Annotated in this window: 25 protein-coding genes; 4 read left to right on the top strand and 21 right to left on the bottom strand. The window is 68.9% G+C overall.

Features of this window, described 5'->3' with window-relative positions; all coding sequences use genetic code 11:
- Window position 1: 1 nt before the first annotated feature.
- From eccD to OG299_RS19305, 10 genes are all read right to left on the bottom strand, one after another.
- Window positions 2-1,414 (bottom strand): type VII secretion integral membrane protein EccD, encoded by a 1,413-nt coding sequence (gene eccD / locus OG299_RS19350; protein WP_442817518.1) that lies wholly within the window; start codon window positions 1,412-1,414, stop codon window positions 2-4.
- A 13-nt stretch (window positions 1,415-1,427) separates the two neighbouring features.
- Window positions 1,428-1,802: a hypothetical protein gene (locus OG299_RS19345; RefSeq protein ID WP_327364551.1), complete on the bottom strand. Its 375-nt coding sequence runs from the start codon at window positions 1,800-1,802 to the stop codon at window positions 1,428-1,430.
- Window positions 1,803-2,051: 249 nt separating this feature from the next.
- A complete protein-coding gene (locus OG299_RS19340; RefSeq protein ID WP_327362120.1) occupies window positions 2,052-2,828 on the bottom strand; it encodes a hypothetical protein in 777 nt (258 codons plus the stop codon).
- A 56-nt stretch (window positions 2,829-2,884) separates the two neighbouring features.
- Window positions 2,885-3,298 carry a hypothetical protein gene (locus tag OG299_RS19335; protein WP_327362119.1) on the bottom strand — a complete coding sequence of 138 codons (414 nt, stop codon included), beginning with the start codon at window positions 3,296-3,298 and terminating at the stop codon, window positions 2,885-2,887.
- 107 nt (window positions 3,299-3,405) lie between these two features.
- The gene (locus OG299_RS19330; RefSeq protein ID WP_266627260.1) at window positions 3,406-3,693 is read right to left on the bottom strand and encodes a hypothetical protein; all 288 of its coding nucleotides are present in this window, start codon (window positions 3,691-3,693) and stop codon (window positions 3,406-3,408) included.
- A gap of 12 nt (window positions 3,694-3,705) precedes the next feature.
- Window positions 3,706-6,105: a hypothetical protein gene (locus OG299_RS19325; protein WP_327362118.1), complete on the bottom strand. Its 2,400-nt coding sequence runs from the start codon at window positions 6,103-6,105 to the stop codon at window positions 3,706-3,708.
- The gene (locus tag OG299_RS19320) at window positions 6,102-6,485 is read right to left on the bottom strand and encodes a DUF6507 family protein (RefSeq protein ID WP_266627257.1); all 384 of its coding nucleotides are present in this window, start codon (window positions 6,483-6,485) and stop codon (window positions 6,102-6,104) included. Before OG299_RS19320 ends, OG299_RS19325 begins: the two co-directional genes overlap by 4 nt.
- Before the next feature lie 44 nt (window positions 6,486-6,529).
- On the bottom strand, window positions 6,530-6,844 hold the full coding sequence (locus tag OG299_RS19315; RefSeq protein ID WP_266627255.1) for a pore-forming ESAT-6 family protein: 315 nt from the start codon (window positions 6,842-6,844) through the stop codon (window positions 6,530-6,532).
- Window positions 6,845-6,863: 19 nt separating this feature from the next.
- Window positions 6,864-7,196: a hypothetical protein gene (locus tag OG299_RS19310; protein WP_327362117.1), complete on the bottom strand. Its 333-nt coding sequence runs from the start codon at window positions 7,194-7,196 to the stop codon at window positions 6,864-6,866.
- Between the two features lie 847 nt (window positions 7,197-8,043).
- Window positions 8,044-8,847 (bottom strand): alpha/beta fold hydrolase, encoded by an 804-nt coding sequence (locus tag OG299_RS19305; protein ID WP_327362115.1) that lies wholly within the window; start codon window positions 8,845-8,847, stop codon window positions 8,044-8,046.
- A gap of 149 nt (window positions 8,848-8,996) precedes the next feature.
- Here OG299_RS19305 and OG299_RS19300 point away from each other — a divergent pair, with 149 nt between their 5' ends.
- On the top strand, window positions 8,997-9,848 hold the full coding sequence (locus tag OG299_RS19300; RefSeq protein WP_266627250.1) for a helix-turn-helix transcriptional regulator: 852 nt from the start codon (window positions 8,997-8,999) through the stop codon (window positions 9,846-9,848).
- Window positions 9,849-9,881: 33 nt separating this feature from the next.
- Here OG299_RS19300 and OG299_RS19295 read toward each other — a convergent pair whose 3' ends face one another.
- The gene (locus tag OG299_RS19295; protein ID WP_327362114.1) at window positions 9,882-10,445 is read right to left on the bottom strand and encodes an NADPH-dependent FMN reductase; all 564 of its coding nucleotides are present in this window, start codon (window positions 10,443-10,445) and stop codon (window positions 9,882-9,884) included.
- Between the two features lie 74 nt (window positions 10,446-10,519).
- The gene (locus OG299_RS19290) at window positions 10,520-11,461 is read right to left on the bottom strand and encodes an alpha/beta fold hydrolase (RefSeq protein WP_327362113.1); all 942 of its coding nucleotides are present in this window, start codon (window positions 11,459-11,461) and stop codon (window positions 10,520-10,522) included.
- 134 nt (window positions 11,462-11,595) lie between these two features.
- Between OG299_RS19290 and OG299_RS19285 the strand changes: the two genes are divergently transcribed.
- Window positions 11,596-12,231, top strand: a complete 636-nt coding sequence (locus tag OG299_RS19285; protein ID WP_327362112.1) for a TetR/AcrR family transcriptional regulator — start codon at window positions 11,596-11,598, stop codon at window positions 12,229-12,231.
- Here OG299_RS19285 and OG299_RS19280 read toward each other — a convergent pair.
- A complete protein-coding gene (locus tag OG299_RS19280; protein WP_327362111.1) occupies window positions 12,223-12,702 on the bottom strand; it encodes an anthrone oxygenase family protein in 480 nt (159 codons plus the stop codon). The two genes, OG299_RS19285 and OG299_RS19280, sit on opposite strands and share 9 nt — an antisense overlap.
- Window positions 12,703-12,776: 74 nt before the next feature.
- The gene (locus OG299_RS19275; protein ID WP_327362110.1) at window positions 12,777-13,430 is read right to left on the bottom strand and encodes a maleylpyruvate isomerase family mycothiol-dependent enzyme; all 654 of its coding nucleotides are present in this window, start codon (window positions 13,428-13,430) and stop codon (window positions 12,777-12,779) included.
- Between the two features lie 71 nt (window positions 13,431-13,501).
- Between OG299_RS19275 and OG299_RS19270 the strand changes: the two genes are divergently transcribed.
- Window positions 13,502-14,416: a LysR family transcriptional regulator gene (locus OG299_RS19270; protein ID WP_327362109.1), complete on the top strand. Its 915-nt coding sequence runs from the start codon at window positions 13,502-13,504 to the stop codon at window positions 14,414-14,416.
- A gap of 293 nt (window positions 14,417-14,709) precedes the next feature.
- On the opposite strand, the gene OG299_RS19265 is transcribed toward OG299_RS19270, so the two are convergent.
- From OG299_RS19265 to OG299_RS19240, 6 genes are all read right to left on the bottom strand, one after another.
- The gene (locus OG299_RS19265; protein ID WP_327362108.1) at window positions 14,710-14,880 is read right to left on the bottom strand and encodes a hypothetical protein; all 171 of its coding nucleotides are present in this window, start codon (window positions 14,878-14,880) and stop codon (window positions 14,710-14,712) included.
- Between the two features lie 35 nt (window positions 14,881-14,915).
- Window positions 14,916-15,272 (bottom strand): PRC-barrel domain-containing protein, encoded by a 357-nt coding sequence (locus OG299_RS19260; RefSeq protein ID WP_243628990.1) that lies wholly within the window; start codon window positions 15,270-15,272, stop codon window positions 14,916-14,918.
- 244 nt (window positions 15,273-15,516) lie between these two features.
- Window positions 15,517-15,789 (bottom strand): hypothetical protein, encoded by a 273-nt coding sequence (locus OG299_RS19255; RefSeq protein WP_266627228.1) that lies wholly within the window; start codon window positions 15,787-15,789, stop codon window positions 15,517-15,519.
- 60 nt (window positions 15,790-15,849) lie between these two features.
- Complete coding sequence (locus OG299_RS19250) at window positions 15,850-16,116, bottom strand: hypothetical protein (protein ID WP_266627227.1); 267 nt, start codon at window positions 16,114-16,116, stop codon at window positions 15,850-15,852.
- A 95-nt stretch (window positions 16,117-16,211) separates the two neighbouring features.
- Window positions 16,212-16,400, bottom strand: a complete 189-nt coding sequence (locus OG299_RS19245) for a hypothetical protein (protein ID WP_327362107.1) — start codon at window positions 16,398-16,400, stop codon at window positions 16,212-16,214.
- Between the two features lie 5 nt (window positions 16,401-16,405).
- On the bottom strand, window positions 16,406-16,984 hold the full coding sequence (locus OG299_RS19240) for a DUF5994 family protein (RefSeq protein ID WP_327362106.1): 579 nt from the start codon (window positions 16,982-16,984) through the stop codon (window positions 16,406-16,408).
- A gap of 282 nt (window positions 16,985-17,266) precedes the next feature.
- On the opposite strand from OG299_RS19240, the gene OG299_RS19235 reads away from it, so the two are divergent.
- Window positions 17,267-17,770: a DUF5994 family protein gene (locus tag OG299_RS19235; protein WP_266627224.1), complete on the top strand. Its 504-nt coding sequence runs from the start codon at window positions 17,267-17,269 to the stop codon at window positions 17,768-17,770.
- A gap of 10 nt (window positions 17,771-17,780) precedes the next feature.
- On the opposite strand, the gene OG299_RS42760 is transcribed toward OG299_RS19235, so the two are convergent.
- Window positions 17,781-17,894 carry an alpha/beta fold hydrolase gene (locus tag OG299_RS42760; RefSeq protein WP_405701713.1) on the bottom strand — a complete coding sequence of 38 codons (114 nt, stop codon included), beginning with the start codon at window positions 17,892-17,894 and terminating at the stop codon, window positions 17,781-17,783.
- Between the last annotated feature and the right edge of the window lie 245 nt (window positions 17,895-18,139).

The following is an 18,139-nucleotide window of genomic DNA, read 5'->3' as shown; positions in this document are numbered from 1 at the left end:
CTCAGAACTGGTGGAGCAGACGTACGTAGACGCCGAACACCCCGACCGCGAGCGGGAACAGTGCGATCACGCCGATGGTCTCGACGAGGTCCACGGCGCGCCGCAGCCGGACGCAGACGTGTTCCGGCAGCCGGACCGACAGCACGGCGAGCGGCACGATCGCCACCCCGCAGAGCGCTGCCAGCGGACCGGCAGGGGTGCCGGGGACGTGGTCGATCCACAGCACCGCGAGGCGCACGAGCAGCACCAGGGCGGCGGCCAGCAGCGTGACGACCTCGGCGATCAGGGGGAAGGCGCGCGAGCGGGAGAGCAGCACGACCACCATCACGGACGCGAGCAGGACCGTCCACCACGAGGGCGAGGTGACGGCCAGCAGCCCGCCGGCCATGGCGGACACGGCGACGGCGACCGTGGCCAGGACCAGCCCGCGGTGGGTGGCGGCCAGGGCGGTCTCGACCTCGTGGCGGCTGACGGAGGCGCCGCCCGAGCGGCGGTCGTCGAGCCCGGTGAGCCCGGCCGCCATCAGCGCGAGGCGGGGCAGCAGGCCGAGGACGACGAGGGAGACGACGGCCATGACGGAGCCGAGGCGCGCCGGGTCGGCCTGGAATGCCGCGATGGCCTCCCACACTCCGGTGGTGACGGCGACGGCTCCGGCGCCGATCAGACCGCCCCTGCCGAGCTGCGAGAACAGCCCGAGGAGCGCGAGTGTCACGGTGAGCGCGCCGGCCACGGCGGCGAGCCGTGCGGGCCCGGACCAGGCGTGCGCGTCGGCGGCGGTCCACGCGGCGAACACGCCGAGCGCGCCACCGGTCAGCAGGAGGGTGGTGCCGAGGTCGCGCGCTGCCTGGCCTTCCGCCTCGGCTCCCGCCCGGCTTCCCGGCTGCGCGGACCGACCGGCCCGGATGCCGATCCGGGCCGCGACCGCGCCGACGGCCGCGACCAGCACGGCCGCCACCGCGAGTGCGGCCGCCACCGGGGCCGGGCCCTGGCTGCTGCGCGCGAGCACGGCGGCGGTCACGGCCAGCACGATCGCCGCCAGGCCCGAGGTCCACCGCCGGGCCTCGGAGCGCCAGCGCCACGCGCGTACGTCCAGGTCCTCGGCGAGCTCGTCGGTGACGTCGTGCACGACGGGCGCGGAGGGCGCGTCGTGCACGCGGACGAGCCGGAGCACGGCGCCGTCGGGCACGGCGGCACCCGCGAGGGTCCCGTCCTGCGGCAGAACCGTTCCCTCAGCGGTGATCAGATGCCGGGCGGCCGGGCGCTCGCCGACCTTGTCGCCCAACAGCCGTAGGACATCGGGCAGGAGCCGCCCGATGGGCTCGTCCGCGGGCAGCACGAGATCCACGCGCCGGCGGTCGCCGACGAGTGTGATCCTGCTCAATTCCGTACGCTGTTTGCCCCCCACGTTCACCACGCGGCAGAACCTATCACTGGGCCGACTCCGTCACTTTGTGCGTTCCTTTCGGATTGTTCGGCGTTTTCGCCTTCGAGGAGGACGGCGAAGGTGACTTCGACGGTGACTTCGACGGTGACATCGACGGTGAGGGCGTCAACTGCGGTGCATAGCGCTGCTCTTGCTGCCCCTGCTGCTCTTTCTGCTTGGCCAGGGTGTGCTGGATGAAAGACCACCCCACACAACCGGCGCACAGAAGCGCCGCAATGGCGATGCCCGCGAATATCCTGCCGAGCTTCTCGTCCGCCGTACGGCGGGCCCGCTGGGCCCCGTAGAGCAGGGCATCCCGCATGCGTCGGCGCCGTACCGACACCGACTCCAGCAGCTGACTGTCGTAATCCTTCGCCATCATTCCCCGATCAGCCGGGCTCCACGAGCCGGTGTGGACCTACGAACCCCCGGCGATCTGCAAGGCCATGAACAGCGGCCAGGACACCCCTGCACCATGGAACGGCGCGGTCATGACACGCACCGGGCGCCATGACTATCAACTTTCACCGGGGGAACGCAAAAGCGCGTCGACGATCCACCCGTCGCCGGGCGGTAGTTCACCGCCCGGCGACGACCGGAGCCCGGAAGACCTCGGTCTCCGAGAAACTCACTGCCGTTCCTGGCCCAGCGCCTCGCGGACCTCAGCGCGCACCTTCTCGTCGCCCACTGCCAGCAGGTAATCGGCGAATTGCCGGGCCTCCGGCCCCTTGGCGCGATACACGAGGGCGACGGCGTGGTTCAGCGGGCGGGGGGAGGAGCTGACGTTCAGCACGCTCAGGGCCATGTGCACACCCAGGGGGCCATCGAGAACCGACACCGCACTGGCCAGGTCGACCAACTGCGTGGGCAGGTCGAACAGGCGCTTCTCGCCCGCCGCCAGGGACCGCACGCCCAGGTCGACCACCTCCTTGATGTCGTCCAGCAGCGCCCGCAGCGTGGCGTTGTCGAACAACTCGCCCAGCCTGTCCTCGAAGTACTGGCTGTCGGCGAGCCGCACCAAGGAGCGGGCCGCCTCCACGCGCAGTGGTCCGGTCCCCTTCTCCTGCGCCAGGTCCCCATCGGCCACCGCGTCCGCGAGCTGCGCGAAGGTGCTGTCGACCGAGAACTTGCGGTCGATCGAGAACTCGTGCCAAAGCGTGTTCCCGGGGTCCGCGGCAGCCCGGATGACCGCCTCGTACCCGGCCGTCTCACCCCAGGTCGCCAGCGCCACGCAGGCCAGGAAACGCTCGATCTCCGGTTCGGCGGGATCGTTCATCAGCTCGACGAGTCCGGCCACGCGGTCCCGGTGTCCGGGCTCGTCGAAGGCCCCGAAGATCACATCGTCGATATCCGTCGTCGGCTCGCCGTCGAAATCCGTGCCGAGCAATTCAGTGAAGCGGGTCACGAGTGGCATCCTTTCGCATTCCGCCCGTCGGTCGTCGTCACGGTCCGCTGATGTAGTCATGCGGCACGACGCTCTTGATGAGCCACTCCGAGTCCCGGCGTGTGTGCATCATGTCCGTCCAGCGAATCGCGACCGCGCTCCGCAGCGTATTCGCGTCGTCGCGATTCGGCCTCTTCGGGATTCGCCAGGCGGCAGTAGTCCCAGAAGTCGGCCAGGACCGGGAACGCGTCGTCGAGGGAGTAGTCACCCTGAACGTGCTCGACGTAGTGGTTCTCCACCCTGACGCCCTGCGGGCTGATGGTGACGGTATGCGCCTTTCCGTTCAGATCCTCCGGTGCGAAGTCCGGGTTGGCCTTGGTTTCGTTCACCAGGTCGATCGCCTCCAGGACTTTCAGCGGCGAGCGCCGGATGTCGGCCGTCACCCACTGTCCCAGGAACTTCAGCTCGTCAGGCACGGAGAAGAACGGCACCCCGAACGCCTGGCAAGGGCCAGGCTTCGGGCTCCACCACGTCGTCCCCACGGTTCTCCATGAAGCGACGGCAGCCGACCACGGCCACCGCCAGCGAGAACACTCCATTAACCCGGCGGCGTCGGCTGCTCCGGCGCACCATTGAACAGATAGTCATACATGGCCTGGAGGTAGGCGTGAAGAGTTTCCCTGTCGGAGAATTCGATATCGGTCAGCCGCTCATATTCGGCCGGCCCGAACGAGTCGTCTGCCAGAGCCTGGGTGAAACCTGAACGAACCGCTTCAACGAACGATTCGTTGAATCCCATAAGTGTAGGCCTGAGGTAGCCGCTCGTATCATATCCTTCCGTGAGGTTGAGATATGTCTTGACGAACCGCTCGAATCGCTCTTCCATTCAATTTCTCTTTCACGGGTGGCGGCCGGGTGCCGGGTTGGCGAACATGGTGTGCAGATCCCACTTGCCATCATGGAGTCGATAGACCGGAACGATTGATCCGCCTTCGAAGTCTACCGGTTTGAAGGCAGTCGGGTTGGCCGGATCGCGATAGTAGCCGCTAAATTCATCGTGAGCTCCAGGACCCAATATGTCCTCAATCGACGTCTCTTTCGGCACCTCTCCGGTGCGCGCGATTTCGTCACGGAAATATGCATCCGCACGCACCATGTCTTCTGCGTTGTCGAAGCGGGTGGCATAGGGGCCAACTCGGTGCACGCCGCCGTTCACGCCGTCCACCGTCGTGCCGGTCAACGGGTCGATGTTGTTTTCGGACTTGAGGAGTCCGGGGTAGTTGGAAGCCGGCCCGTACACCTTGGGAGTTCCATTGCTGTCAAGGAGTACCGTCCCAAGCCGGTCGATGAGGGCCTGGTCGTCAGGGTAAAGGTGACGGCCTGGTGCGTGCCCCTGGCCACCCTGTCGGTCGTCCAACTCCTTGATGCGTTCGTCGACCACCTTGGGGTCCATCGGCTGGTCTCCGGCACCACCTGTCGAAGCATCGGGTGCGTCGCCCTGGCTGCCTGCATCGGGGGAGCTGCTCGAGGCGTCGTGGCCGCCGCCGTCACCCTGGTGGGGAACGCCCGAGCCGCCGCCGTGGCCGTCGCCGCCCGTCGTGGTGGTGTCGCCATGGGTGGCAGTGCCGCCGCCGGTCGCGGTGCTGCCGGTGCTGCTGTGGGTCCCGGAGCCACCGCCACCTGGTGTGGTGTGGTTGTTGTGCGCCGTGTTGTCGGCTGTGCTGCCTGGAGTGTGGGTGGCCGTCCCACCGACGGGGTGGGTGGTCGTCCCGGTCGGGTGGCCCGCCGCACTCTCCACGTGGCTGGGGCCGCCCGCGCCTTCGAGGACCTTCGCCTCTTCCTTGACCGGAGCGGTCTCGTGCTCGTGGACGTTGGGCAGGTCGTCCTTGTGCGGCTCCCTGACGGGTTCGGTGTCGCGAACGACGTTGCCGTGTTCGTCCCTGATGTACCCGTCATCGCCGATGACGCGCTTGTTGCCCGCATGGTCGACGTACTCACGCCCAGGCGGCGTCTTCTCGCCGGAGCCGGAGGAGTGGGAAGCTCCGTCGCCCGAGTGGGACGGAGTGGAGGCCGGCTCCCCCGAACGGCCGGGAGCCGCGGGAACCTCGCCCGGGTGCGGCGCGGTGCCGGTCGGCATGTTGCGGGCCATGTCGTCCACGCCCGCCTGGCTGGCCTTGAGGCCCTCCATGAAGTCGCCGACCTTGAGCTTGGTGATGCCCGCCGCCTTGCCGAGGTAGCTCATCGGGTCGACGAGCGCGCCCGCCTTGCCCAGCAAGGTCGCGGCCTCCGCGGCCGCACCCAGCTTCCCGGCCTGGCCGGCCTTGCCGAGCTTGAGGAGGGAGCCCGAGCCGAGGGTCAGACCGTTGAACAGCACCGTCCCGACCGCCCGCGAGGGGTCCTTGCCCCATTCGTCCCACGCGACCATCGACTTGCCGAAGTTGCGCAGGGCCGCCTTCTGGCGTTCACGGTCAGTGTGGTCCTCCGGGCCGAGCGTCTTGTCGAGCACCCAGTCGTACGGCGTGATGAGGTAGCCGCTGACACCGCCGAAGACGTCGCCGATGCCCGACCAGGTCTTCTTGAAGTTGTCCCAGTCGAACACGTTGACCATGCTGCCCAGGCCCTTGAGCGTGCCCCAGACACCGTCGACGAAGAACCCCTTCAGCGCACCGCCGACATTGTCCTTCGTCCACTCCCACGCAGCCCGCAGACCCGTGTACTCACGCTCGTCGACCGTCCCCCAAGGCGTCTCCTTGGCATCCTTGACGTCGCTTTCCTTGAAGCCGTACATGCCGGCCTTGTGCGAACCGTCATCGACGACGAAATGCGTACCACCCACCAATGAGGTGATCTTGTTGGCCGCATCCCGTTCGACGCCCTGGAACGCCACCCACGTCGTACCGACCTCACGGACAAGACGCGCGTTCTCGTCGATCTTGCCCTGGTCCTGCTGCCAGTCGTCATCGTCCTTGTTGTCCGCGACGAACTTCTCCGCATCCTCGCGGAGCTGCTTCATCTTGTCCACCAGCGGACGGGCGGTCGACGCGAAGCTCGTCAGCGCACCGCTGACGGACTCCAGCTTCTTCGCGAACTCGTCCGCCTTGTCCCGCACCGGAATCGTCGAATTGAGCAACTCCTCCTGCTCGGGGGCGTCGTAGACCGGATCCAACGCCTGAAACGCGTTGTGAACGTCCTTGCCCGTACCGCGAATGCCGGAGGCAGTCGTCTTCAGCGACGTCGCATGCGTCTCCAAAGTCTCCAGATTGCCCGTGAAGGTCGGTATCTTCCCCAGGTCGATCACTTCTTGGGGCCCTTCATCTCTTCCGGAGTCGGAGCCTTGGAGTACTCCTCCTGCTTGTTCTTCGCCATCTGCAGGTCGCCCTTGAGGTACTCCTCAGTGGCCAGGCGCGCCCCGGTGATGGACTTCGCCGTCCGGACCGGAAGGAATTTCACGTCGTTCTCCGTGTGCTGCTGGAACTCCTGCAGCGCCTGGGCCACGGGACCGAACGCACCCCCCTTGGGGATCTCGGTCCCGCCCAGAACCATCGTGCCCGCCCACGTCGCGGCGCCCACCAAGCCGTCGCCGTACGCTGTGAACTCGTCCTCGAACTTGCCCCCGGCCTCGACGGTCTTGCTGAGGACCCCACGAACGCCATCCGGCTTGATGTCCCAATTGGACACGATGTCCCCCGTTTCGTAAGACGTTTCTTTCCCGTGCCCCGGCGTCAGCCGATGGCGTCGACCGCGGCCTTGGCCCTGGTCAGCGTCTGGCGCGCGGTGCCGTCGTTCTTCGTCATCGTCGAACGCAGCAGCGCGATGATCGCGCGGACCTCGGCGGCCGCCTTGTCCCAGCGCTGCTCCTTGCCGTGGTACTCGTCCGACACGCCGTCGGCCTGGAAGTCGGCCATCGCCGCCTTCACCGCCGACTCGCGCTCGCGGAGCACCGTCTCCAGCCGGCCGATGATGCCGTCCAGCGACCCCTGCACCTCGGTCGAGGCGCCGAGGTCGTAGCTACGCCGGTCCGTACCCGTTCCACCCATGTCAACTACCCCCGTCTGCCTAGCGGCCCGAGAAACGAGCCGCGTCGAAGTTCGCCGCCGCCATCTGCTGCTTGGCGTTGTCCGCCGACTCCTGGTCACCCTGGCCGAACGACGTGTCCATCCCCGACTGACCACCCAGGATCGAGCGCAGCGCACTGTTCAGCGCGGCCGTCACCTCGTCCGAGTGCTCCTTGAACTGGTCGAAGGCCACCTTGCCCGAACCGTGGAACTTGCCCTCCAACGGCGCGGCAGCGGCAATCAGCTGTCGGATCAGACCATCGAGATCCTCAGTCGAACCCTGCGTCCGGGACTTCAGCCCCGACAACGCCGTGTTACCCATGTCGAACTTCACGAGCTCACCCCCGCACCTCTCACAACAAGCCACTCGAACACCCGTGGCCAGAACTGGCGTTCCATGTCTATCAACCAGGCGTTGTCACTTACAAAGTGATTGAGGGTCACATCTCGTTATTTGTTGCTGAGTAGTGGCATTCGTCGCCGAATCAGCCGTCTCTGTCACACGTTTGTGACGAGACGCTGCTGCGTCTGCACAGGTGAGCAGCAGTGCCCGGTCTCGCCCTGCCGGAACCACGACCCCTCGAGGGGAACGGCCGCAACCCTGCTGCTTCAGGTCGCCGAAGGGCCCGTTCGCCAAGGGTTGATCGGTGGGGCGATGAGCGCGCGCCCAGGATGGACCGCGCTGTCCACCGCTTACGCAGGCGAGCAGCCCCGGGACTTCGACCCGAGGGGCACCGCGGGCTGAGTGTTGCCCTGGGGTGCAGGTGTCATCGGGGCCTGCGAGAGCGTTTCCGCGAGGACGGCGATGTGGGCTGCCGCGGTCGCGTCGTCGCCCGGGTCGAGGGCATCGGGGATCCGGATCCGGGCAAAGCACCTGCCGAGACGGCTGCGCGAAGCGTGACGGTCCGGGGGGCGGATGTCAGCCGCCCCGGCCTTGAGGGTTCGGACAGGGGTGGGTCGTTGGGTGGCGTGTCGTCGAAGGGCTCCGCTCCGTATCCGTAGTCGGCGCCGCTTACAGCCGGCCACCAACCGATCGGTGGTCATTGGTGATCACCAGCTGAGTCGCGGGGGCGGGCTCGCAGTCCGCCCCCGCCAAGTTGGTTCTTCGAGTGGGTGATTGACCGTCTGCCTGCGACGTGGCGAGTGTGCGAATCCCCATGGTGTTGTGGGCCGGTCTCCGCTCACGCGTCGGCCGTGACGGGGCCCTCGATGAACCGGGTGACGAGCTCGGTGAAGACGTCCTCCTGCTCGAAGAACATGACGTGGCCGGCGTCGATCTCGGCATAGGAACTGTCCGCGATCGCGGCGTGGAGGGCGCGGCTGTGCTGGACCGGGATCGTGATGTCCTGGGTGCCCCCGATCACGAGGGTGGGGGCCTCGATGAGCGGCAGCAGGGGCCGGATGTCCACCCTCAGGTCATAGGCGATGTGGCGGAGGGTGCCGGGGGTGGGCGGCATGTTGGGGATGAGGGCCTCGAACTGGTCGCGGCCGATGGAATTGAGGAAGCCGCGGCTGAAGCCGGTCATCGTCACCGCGCGGCCGAAGGAGGCGGGGACGGAGGCGCCGAGGTCCTGCCAGAGGGTGAAGAGGCTGCGCAGGTATTCGTCGCCGTCGGTGTGGGCCCAGCCGGCGACGAGGATCAGCCGCCGCACCAGGTCGGGGCGCAGGGCGGCGACCGTGGCGGTGACGGTGGAGCCCATCGAGAAGCCCAGCAGGTCGACGGGCCCGTCAGCCGCGTCCTCGATGACGGCGATGACCTGGGCGGCGAGGCCCTCGGCGGTCAGCGGGGCGCCGTCGTCGACGGTCGCTTCGGTGCCGGACAGGTCCGGGGTGATCACCGTGTGGTGCGGGGTGAAGCGGGGCGCGGTCTGACCCCAGTTGACGGCGGCGCCGGCCGATCCGGTGCCGTGGACCAGGACCAGGGCGGGGCCCGAGCCGGCCTTCTCGTAGTGGACCTGTGCGCCGTTGACGGTGACGGTGGCCATGGAATGCTCCCTGTCTGCTGTGTCGGCCGGGGCGTTCGTGCTCCGGCCAGACCCACAGTGCCGCCGTCCGGCAACGGTCGGGAGAGACCTCCCTACCCTGGGATCGGCAGTCCCTGGTTGAGCCCCGGACCGTCCGGCAGGATGACCGTATGAAGATCGACCGTGAGGCACTCGCCGACTTCCTGCGCCGCTCGCGCGACCGGGTCCGGCCCCAGGACGCGGGTCTGCCCGTCGGCCCCCGGAGGCGTACGCCGGGCCTGCGCCGCGAGGAGGTCGCCCAGCTCGCGGGCATGTCCGCCGACTACTACATCCGCCTCGAACAGGCCCGCGGCCCGCAGCCCTCGTCGGAGATGCTCGCCGCCCTGGCCCGCGCCCTGCGTCTGTCCGGCGACGAACGCGACCACCTCCACCTCCTTGCCGGCCGGCGCCCCCCGGCCGCCCGCACCTCGGGCGACCACGTGAGCCCGGGACTGCTGCACCTGCTGGACCAACTGCCGGGCACGCCAGTGCAGGTGCTCAGCGATCTCGGTGACGTCCTGGCCCAGAACGCGATGGCCGAGGCGCTGCTGGGCGGCGTCTGTTCGGTGTCCGAGCACGGCCGCAACGTGGTGTGGCGCTGGTTCGCCGACGCGGCCCAGCGCACCGCGTACCCGCCGGAGGAGCACGAGTACTACAGCCGGCTGCATGTGGCGGACCTGCGGGCAGCCGTGGGCCGACGGGCCGCCGACCCGGCCGCGACCCGCCTGGTGGAGCGACTGAAAGGATCCGGCGAGGAGTTCACCGGACTGTGGGAACTGCACGAGGTCGCCGTACGCCGGGCATCGCGCATGCGTGTCCTGCACCCGCTGATCGGCCCGGTCGACCTGGACTGCCAGGTCCTGCTCGCCCCGGAGGGGGATCAGCGCGTGGTCCTGTACACCCCGCCCGTCGGCAGCGACACCGGCGAACGCCTCGCCCTCCTCAAGGTGGTGGGCACCGGCCAGTTCACCGGGTCCGGCTGACGGGCGGTAGGGCGGGGCGCGTGGTGAGGGACGCTATGCCCGGTCGGGATCGGCCGCCTGTTCGCGAGCGTCTGTCAGTACGGCAAGCACTTCGCCCACCTGCTCGCGCACATGCGGATCGGTGATGAGTCCGTCGGCGCCGACCATATGGGAGGGCACCGGAATCCTGGCGCAGGCCGATTCCACGATGGCGGCTCCGGTGTAGCCGAGTACGAGTCGCAGCGTGGCCTCCGCACCCTGACCACGTCCGGGGGAGGCGGCGTTCACCCAGGCCACGGGCTTGTCGCAGATCTCGGTGCCGCCGATCGTCCAGTCCAGCAGGTTCTTGAACGCGCCGGGCAGAGTGCCCGCGTACTCCGGAGTGCAGATCAACACCGCAGCCGCCTCGCCGATCGCCGCCCGTAGCTCGACCACAGGCGCGGGCAGCGGATCGGTGTCGTCGTCGGGGTTGAAATGCGGAAGCGCGGCCAACCCCTCGTACACGGCGGTGCGTACCTGCGACGCGGCCACTGCTTGCGCAGTGCGCAGTACCGCCTCGTTGGACGAACCGGCCCGCAGGCTTCCGGACAGCAAGAGGATCAGCGGCAGCGTAGACACGTCGTCACCCTACCGACCCCGTTGCACACGGCGGATGTGCTCTTCCAGGCGCCCGAGGCGTCACCCCCGTAGCCCTATGCGCCGCCGATCGCAGCAGGGTCGAGGGAGTCGACGTCTTCCATGAAGGACAGCATCCGGGCGTTGACCACGTCGGGGTGGTCGATCTGCGGGCCGTGCCCCGTCGCCGTGATGATCTCGGCGCGGGCTCCGGGAACGAGGCGCGGAACGCGTTCCAGCTGCCGCTTGGGGTGTACGAGCAGGCTGTGCTTGCCCATGATGACGTAGAGCGGGGTCCGGATGGACCGCAGCGCGTCCTCGGCCAGCGGCAGGGGTGCGGGACGGCGGATCCGGTACGCGCGGGCGCCGAGCTGGATCCACTCGCGCATCTCGGGGATGGCGAGGACCGGCTGGTCCAGCCACTTGGCGAGTCGGGGGCGCAGCGCCTTCGGGGCGAAGGTGGCGAACAGGCTGATGAAGATCCAGACGAAGAAGCGCAGGCCGACCTTCTCCAGGCCGCCGGGGTCCAGGGCGGTGACCGAGGCCAGCCGTTCGGGCCGCCGGTGGGCTTGGTTGAGCACGAGCCAGCCGCCGTAGGAGGAGCCGACGAGGTGCACCCGGTCGAGGCCGAGCGCGTCGAGGGCCTCGTCCATCCACTGCGCGGCGCGCTCGGGCTGCCACATGGGCTCGCGGTGGACGCTGCGGTTCGCGTCGCCCGGGGTGTCGAGGGCGTAGACGGGGCGGTCGAGGCTGAGCCCGGGGGTGTTGGGGAACCACATGGCGGAGGAGTAGGCCGCGCCGTGGATCAGGACGATCGGCGTCCGGGACTCGGCGGCGGGGTCCGCGGGCCCGTACCGGTAGACGTGCGTGGTGCCGAAGGTCGTCTCGACGTCCCTCTCGGAGCGGATGGGTGCCCCCATCGCGTGGAGCACGTCCTCGGCGGCGAAGTAGCGGTCGCGCAGAGTGTCGTTGACGTAGCGGCCGACATCGCGGCGTACGCGGGCGGTGTTCTCGGGCACGGCGGCACCTCCTGTGAAGATCCGTTCTTCGTGGTACGACCGTATCATCAATGTGGTACATCGGTACCATGAAGGGGTTCGGGCAGCGGAGCACGAACCCACCATCGACAGGCGACAGGCGGAGACACGGGAACATGCCGAAGCGTGTGGATCACGAGGAGCGGCGCGCCCAGATCGCCGAGGCGCTCATCCAGGTCGCGGGGCGGCGCGGACTGCACGCCGTCGGTATGCGCGACGTGGCCGCGGAGGCGGGAGTGTCGCTCCGGCTCGTGCAGTACTACTTCGAGACCAAGGAGAAGCTGCTCTTCTACGGCCTCCGCCACCTGACCGACCGCTTCACCGCGCGGGTGGGCGCCCGACTGGCCGCCGCGGGCCCGGACCCGGGCCCGCGCACCACGGTGGAGGCACTGCTGCTGGCCTCGCTGCCGACCGACGAGGAGAGCCGCACGTTCCACCTGCTGTACAGCTCGTACGCGATCCTGTCGGTCACCGACGAGGCCCTGGCCGCCCAGCCCTTCATCGACAACCCCGACGCCGCGGAGCACGCCCTGACCGGCCTCATCGAACAGGCGCAGAGCTCAGGCCTGGCCGACCCGGACGCCGACGCGCGCACGGAGGCGATCAGTCTGCTCGCGATGGCGGCGGCCATGGGCACCAGCATCCTCGTGGGCCAGCGGAGTCCGGAGTCGGCGATCGCGGTGCTCCGTCACCACCTGGACCGGATCTTCACGACTGCCGAGACGTCCGGGAGGGGAGCGGGATCAGCCTGACGTGTTGCGGCCAGCCGGCGGTTGCCTCAGGGCGAGGATGATCAGCAGAACGAACGCGGCTAGGGCGGTGAGCGTGCGCAGGTTGTTGAAGAGTTCCCAGCGCCGCAGGATCTCCGCGTGATCGACCGGTGCCGAGGTGCGTGCCCATTCCTTGATCCGGCCGTTGATCGGCACATTGCCAAGCCGCGTTATCAGGAAGGACGCGAAGGTCAGCAGGGCTGCGGTACCCGCGATCAGCCGGGCGCGGCCGCGTGTCAGGGCCGCGAGAGCGAGGGAGCTCAGCGTCGACACGGCCATCGCCGCCTGCATGGTGATGCCGTTCATCTTCATCAGCTCGGCGTGGAATGACAGCCGCATGTCGAGCGGTACTGCGTTGAAGGTGGGGACGAGGTTGGCCGCGCCGTAGCCGAACGCGCCGGCGAGGAGGCCGGTGGCGAGCAGGGCGAGTCCCTGGAGGAGTCGGATGCGCATGTTCGTTGGCTCCAGAACGTGGATGGTTGTGCGGCCATGTCCGTTCGACGTCTCCGGGTTGGGAAGGCGGGCCTTCATGCCCGCGCAGCGAGGAAGCGGTCGCCCGGTTCGCCGCTGAAGTGCCCTGGGGGGAGCCGTCGGCCGTACGCGACCAGGAGGAGGTCCTGTGCGGTTCCGTGCAGGGGCGTGCCGGTACCGAAGGACCAGTCGAGGTCGTCGGCGCGGAGCTCGATGCCGCCCAGGTCGGCTCCGAAGAACTTGAGGGTTTTGGCGTCGACGCCCTCCAGGAGGATGCGCAAGCGATCCTCGGGAACCTGACGGCCGAGGCCCAGGGCGACCGTGATGTCCAGGCCGTGGATCACGTCGTGGCCCAGGGCCGCCTCGATGCCGCCGACCGGCGGCCTCCAGGGGTGATCCGCGTTGTCGCCGAGCAATGCGGCGAGCTCGCGCGTCGAATGGGCGGCCGCGTCCTTGTGGGCGCATCGGTCGGTCATCTGGTGGAGGCTGCCCCGCGCTCTGATCAGTTCCCACGCCATCTTGGTGAGCGAGTACCGGAACCCCATCGTCATGTGGGCCGCGACTTCCCGTACCCGCCACCCCCCGCACAGGGTCGGCGCGTTCCACTCCTCGGCCGACAGGCCGTCCAGGATGACCGCCAGCTCCCTGCGTTCGGCCGCGATCGCGGCCCTGATCTCCGAGGCTGGTCTGCGGTGCGTCGTATTCCCCATGGCCTCAAGGCTCTCGGCAGGCCCGCCATAAGTCCAAGAGTTTGCATGTCTCGCAACTAGCATGATCAGTTATGGACATTCGGCAGCTGCGCTACTTCGTCACGGTCGTGGAGGAAGCCAACTTCACCCGCGCCGCCGCCCGGCTGCACCTGGCGCAGCCTGGGGTGAGCGCCCAAGTCCGCCGGCTCGAAAAGGAACTCGGGCACCCGCTGCTCGACCGCTCCGGTCGGTCGGTGACCCTGACGGAGGTGGGCGAGGCCGTACTGCCGTACGCGCGGGCCGCGCTCTCCGCAGTCGAAGCGGTACGGCAGACCGCAGACGAGTTCACCGGACTGTTGCGTGGTCACGTCACCCTCGGCCTCGTCTCGGGCGCGTCCGCGGCAGCCCACGACTCCGACCTGGCCGGCATTCTGGCCCGCTTCCATAGGGGCCACCCCCAGGTGGAGATCACCCTCACCGAGGACACCTCGGAGCGGATGCTCGCCGCGCTGCACCGAGGGGAACTCGACATCGCCGTGATCGGACTCGCGGACGAGGAGCCCCCGCCAGGCATCTCCATCCAGGTCCTGGTGGACGAACCCCTGGTCGCGGCGGTCGCCCCGGACGACCCCGCCCTCACGCCCCCGGACCGCACGCACATTCCGTTGGCAGAGCTCCGCGACCGTCCGCTGATCAGTCTGCCGCGCGGCACGGGTATCCGTGGAGTGCTCGACCGCGCGTGCACTCAGGCCGGTTTCCAGCCCCGCATCGCCTTCGAGGCAGCCGCTCCGCCGTTCCTTGCACAGCTTGCCGCCCGCGGTCTCGGCGTGGCGGTGCTCCCGGCCCTGCCCGCAGGCGCGGCGTCGGCCTTCGGGCTGCGGACGCTGGAGATCACCGAGCCACGGCTACGCGGCCGGGTCGCCCTGGCCTGGCGGACGGACGGCCCCTCCAGCCCTGCCGGCACCGTCTTCCTGAACCTGTTGCGTACGCGCCTGGGCCCAACCTGATGCACGGTGAAGGCAGTTATGGCGCGCGAATGACATCGCGAGCCCTGAGAGGCCTAGACAACAAACAAGCCCCAGGTCGCTGACCTGGGGCTTTGCAATGGAGCGGATGACGGGAATCGAACCCGCGCCATAAGCTTGGGAATCTATGGAGCTCAGAGTGTCGATATGGCCTCTGACCTGCAAATATCGGTTGCTGGGTGGTCCGCTGCGAGGGTGCCGCTGTACCCCTGTCGACCGCTGTTCACCCCTCCGAAGGGCACGGATGGGGCACGGGTGGAAGGCCCCTGCGAGTACTACCGAAGGTGGCTGCGATGCGAGCGTCGGGACCGTCGTGTGGCGATGAAGGCCACGTAGGCCACGACGAGCAGGATGGCGATGATCAGGAGATAGAGCATGCCCTCCACCACCGCGCCGATGAGTCCCAGGATGACGGCCACGAGAAGCAGGAACAGGAAGATCGCCATTGCGGACACCTCCTCTGGCACGGGGCTCGGGGCGGTCAGCGGCGCGCGAGCTTCCGTTCGCCGTGGGCGCCGGGCTGGTAAGCCATCTCGTAGTGCTTGAAGATCGCTTCTTCCTGCTCGGCGGGCAGGATGTCATCAGTGCCGATGGCCGGGGCCTTCTTCACGACTGCCTTGGCGTGCGCGACCTTGACGTAGCCGGGTCCCACGATCGCCTCGTCGAGAGGAACGAAGACCAGGCGCCGGCGGGTGGGCAAGCCGGTGAGGACGGTGGCCATGGCCGGTTCGTCGGTAGCGGTGTGCACGTAGATCGCTTCCAGCGAGCCGATCCTGTGTCCTTTTGGGTCGACGACGTCGCAGTCGCGCCACTCGCGGATATCGGCTGAATGGATCATGCCCCGCTCCCTGCGGCGCGATGAGGGTGACACAACGGCCCCGGCACATTCACACGCCGGGGCCGCCCTTCCGGGCGCTGCACGTGAGAGTGCACCGACCCATTCATCATGGTATGCCCTGGCGCTTCTCCGGTACCAGTGATGTTTTGCGGCGGTACAGGCCACCTATCGCCGTGAGAATCCTGGCAGTAGCGCGCCCGTAGCGACGGGGGCGCCAGGCCCTCTTCGCGTGTGCGAGGGGATTTCAGCCGTGCTCTTCCTCCTCGGCCTCCATGCGCCGGATTCCCGCGTGGGTGAGGGTGGCCATCGCGGGGGTGTTGCCCGGTTCCCAGTCGACGGTGATCAGGCCTTCGCCCGCGAGGTAGGTGCAGGCGGCGGCCAGGTCCTGTTCCGGTACGTGGAGGTCGCGCCGCAGCTGTGCTCCGGTGATGCCGAGGAGCCGGTTGCCTTCGACGGCTTCGTACAGGACCCGGAGCACCTGTTCGCGGTAGGTCTTGCGATCCCGCAGTGTGGCCATGACCGCGTCCTTTCGTGTGCGGGGGTGGGCTCCGGGGCCCGTTGGGGCTCGTCGGGGTTCTCAGGTCTCGTCGGAGTGGGCGCCGGTGCCGACGGGGGTCCTGCTGGTGGCCAGCCAGGAGCGGGCGGGGCCGGCAGGTGTTGCAGTGTCCACGGTGAGGTGGAGGCGGGTGTCGCCGTCGAGGCCGGGATAGCTGCGCTGCTCCGGCGCGGCGAAGCAGCCGCGAAGGGCTTCCGCGACTGCTCGGGCGGCTTCGGGCGTGTGCGCGATGATCCGTACCTCGGCATGCCCGAGCGATGGCAGTGTCTGGGTCTCGATGTACTTCACGTAGGCGTGTTCCCTTTCTGAGTGGGCGAGAAGTCGGCGGATCGGGGCGCCGTGGCGCCCCGACCGCTGCCCCCGGTCGGAGGAAGGTCTGTTCCTCACCGGTCGGCATCCGTGCGGTGGGCTCGACGACCGGTGTCGTCCGGCAGGCCGGGAGGTCTCGGCAGGGGGTCGCTGAAGCGGTAGGCCTCGATCCGCGCGTCGTGCTGGGCGTTGAGCAGGTGGATCCAGCGCATTCCGATGGCGATCGCGAGGATGGTCACCGCGATGAGGACGATGGTCTCCACGGACCTCACCTCCAGCCGTTCGCGGGCAGCGGGAGGGCGCTTCGTCCCATCGGCTCCCCGAAGGGCGACATGCAGGCCCCGCCCTCGCCCTCCCAGGTGGCTTCCCGGCGAGTGCGGGCGTCGCGGATGCCGCGCCCGATGACGGTTTCGTTGGCCATCAGGACTGCGGCGGTGAGGGCGCTGCCCGGGATCGCGGCGGCGGCCATCAGGCGGGCCGCGGCGGCGGGTGCGGTTTCGGGCGGGATGACGAGGAGGTCCCAGCGGCCGACGGTGTAGGAGAGCAGGATCAGTTTGTCGGGGTCCTGTTCGGTGAACCAGCCCACGTGCAGCGTGCGCCCGTCCACGGCAACCGTGTGCGGGACGACGGGCCAGCGGGTGGGGTTCACGGTGACGCGGGTGACGCGGCCCCAGGGTTCCTCCAGGGCGGCGGCGAGCGGCGGAAGCTCGGCTTCGAGGTCGCGGGAGTGGGGCCACCAGGCCCCGTCCAGCAGGCCGGCGAGCGTGGTCTTCGGGGTGAGGGACAAGCGTGCCGGGAGCTCTGCGGCGAGGTCGCGGGACGCGGTCCGGTCGAGGGTCGTGGTCATGATGCGGACCTGCCCCCGGACTGCCCGTCGGCAGCCCGGTTTTTAGGCGATCGCCGGAAACGACACCCGCATGAAAGCCGGTGTGCGAAGTACTCCCGGTGCTTTAACTGTACGCCTGTTCGGCGGGCTACGGCCGGTCTGACCAGGTATTTTCCGGCGGGCGGTGGAGCGGGCGGCGGGAGTACCGTGAAAGGACGACAGGCCGCACGTCGCCCGACCGGCACCGGCACCGGTGCCGACCTGCGGCGCAGTACGGCCGCACCCGTAGACGGGCGAACCCACATGGCTGACTCCGACATCCCCCACCCGTCCCCGCTGCTCCTGCCGGATGAGATCCACCAGGCGGTCAAACCGGGTACCGCCTTGCTGCGGCTGGAGACCACGCGGTCCCGGGAGGGGCTTCTGGACGGTGCGTGGTGGCCGCGCACCCGGGACATCGAGACCGAGCTGCCGGCGCTGATCAGCGTGTTGTCGGGGCATCTCGGGCCGATCACCCGGGTGGGCGTGGACGCGTCCGCCTGGAACGGCCTCCCGGCCCGCCTGGTCATCGACGGCCAGGTCGTGCACCTCGACTCCGACCCGGTCGGCGACGACACCGTCCTCATCACCCGCGGCCACAACGACCACTTCGCCCTGCTGGTGGTTCCCCCGGACACCACCGCCGACGCCGCCCGCGAAGCAATGGCCCGTGCCGTCCGCGCCGACAACATCACCCAGGCCGCTCAGATCCTCATCGCCACCACACCCGAACCCACGGACGGCGGCTCCGCCGACCCGGCGGCCTGATCCCGAAGCCTCAGCGGCCGAGGTACCACTCGACGGCCGCGGCGACGGCCTCGGGGGACTCTTCCGGCGCGTAGTGCCCTGTGTCCGGGAGCACCTCGAGCTCGGCATTCGGGTACCACTGCATCCAGGTGGGCCCGCATGGCCTCGGGCCCCAGCGCGGGGTCGTTCGCACCGGCGAGGAGGAAGACAGGGGGGGTGCGACACCCCACGCCGCGGGTATTCGCTGTCGGTCCGGACCTACGAGCGACGGCGCCACAACGACCCCGGCACATTCACACGCCGGGGCCGCCCTTCCGGGTCGCCGCACATGAGAGTGCAATGACCCATTTGTCATGGTATGCCCGTAGCGCACCTCCGGCATGAGGGGCT

It is taken from the genome of Streptomyces sp. NBC_01296 (assembly GCF_035984415.1).
Taxonomy (GTDB): Bacteria; Actinomycetota; Actinomycetes; order Streptomycetales; family Streptomycetaceae; genus Streptomyces.
The sequence above is the reverse complement of the archived record's forward strand: the minus strand, read 5'-3'. Positions and strand labels throughout refer to the sequence as shown.

Bases quoted from the DNA above. Each gene is read 5' to 3' on its own strand.
- OG299_RS19255 (WP_266627228.1), bottom strand. From the start codon at position 15,789: ATGGCCACACTGCGGGATCGCAAGACCTACCGCGAACAGGTGCTCCGG.
- OG299_RS19285 (WP_327362112.1), top strand. From the start codon at position 11,596: ATGCCGAAGCGTGTGGATCACGAGGAGCGGCGCGCCCAGATCGCCGAG.
- OG299_RS19260 (WP_243628990.1), bottom strand. From the start codon at position 15,272: ATGATCCATTCAGCCGATATCCGCGAGTGGCGCGACTGCGACGTCGTC.
- OG299_RS19265 (WP_327362108.1), bottom strand. From the start codon at position 14,880: ATGGCGATCTTCCTGTTCCTGCTTCTCGTGGCCGTCATCCTGGGACTC.
- OG299_RS19315 (WP_266627255.1), bottom strand. From the start codon at position 6,844: ATGGGTGGAACGGGTACGGACCGGCGTAGCTACGACCTCGGCGCCTCG.
- OG299_RS19280 (WP_327362111.1), bottom strand. From the start codon at position 12,702: ATGCGCATCCGACTCCTCCAGGGACTCGCCCTGCTCGCCACCGGCCTC.
- OG299_RS19275 (WP_327362110.1), bottom strand. From the start codon at position 13,430: ATGGGGAATACGACGCACCGCAGACCAGCCTCGGAGATCAGGGCCGCG.
- OG299_RS19345 (WP_327364551.1), bottom strand. From the start codon at position 1,802: ATGGCGAAGGATTACGACAGTCAGCTGCTGGAGTCGGTGTCGGTACGG.
- OG299_RS19330 (WP_266627260.1), bottom strand. From the start codon at position 3,693: ATGGAAGAGCGATTCGAGCGGTTCGTCAAGACATATCTCAACCTCACG.
- OG299_RS42760 (WP_405701713.1), bottom strand. From the start codon at position 17,894: ATGCAGTGGTACCCGAATGCCGAGCTCGAGGTGCTCCCGGACACAGGG.
- OG299_RS19300 (WP_266627250.1), top strand. From the start codon at position 8,997: ATGAAGATCGACCGTGAGGCACTCGCCGACTTCCTGCGCCGCTCGCGC.
- OG299_RS19270 (WP_327362109.1), top strand. From the start codon at position 13,502: ATGGACATTCGGCAGCTGCGCTACTTCGTCACGGTCGTGGAGGAAGCC.
- OG299_RS19305 (WP_327362115.1), bottom strand. From the start codon at position 8,847: ATGGCCACCGTCACCGTCAACGGCGCACAGGTCCACTACGAGAAGGCC.
- OG299_RS19235 (WP_266627224.1), top strand. From the start codon at position 17,267: ATGGCTGACTCCGACATCCCCCACCCGTCCCCGCTGCTCCTGCCGGAT.
- OG299_RS19240 (WP_327362106.1), bottom strand. From the start codon at position 16,984: ATGACCACGACCCTCGACCGGACCGCGTCCCGCGACCTCGCCGCAGAG.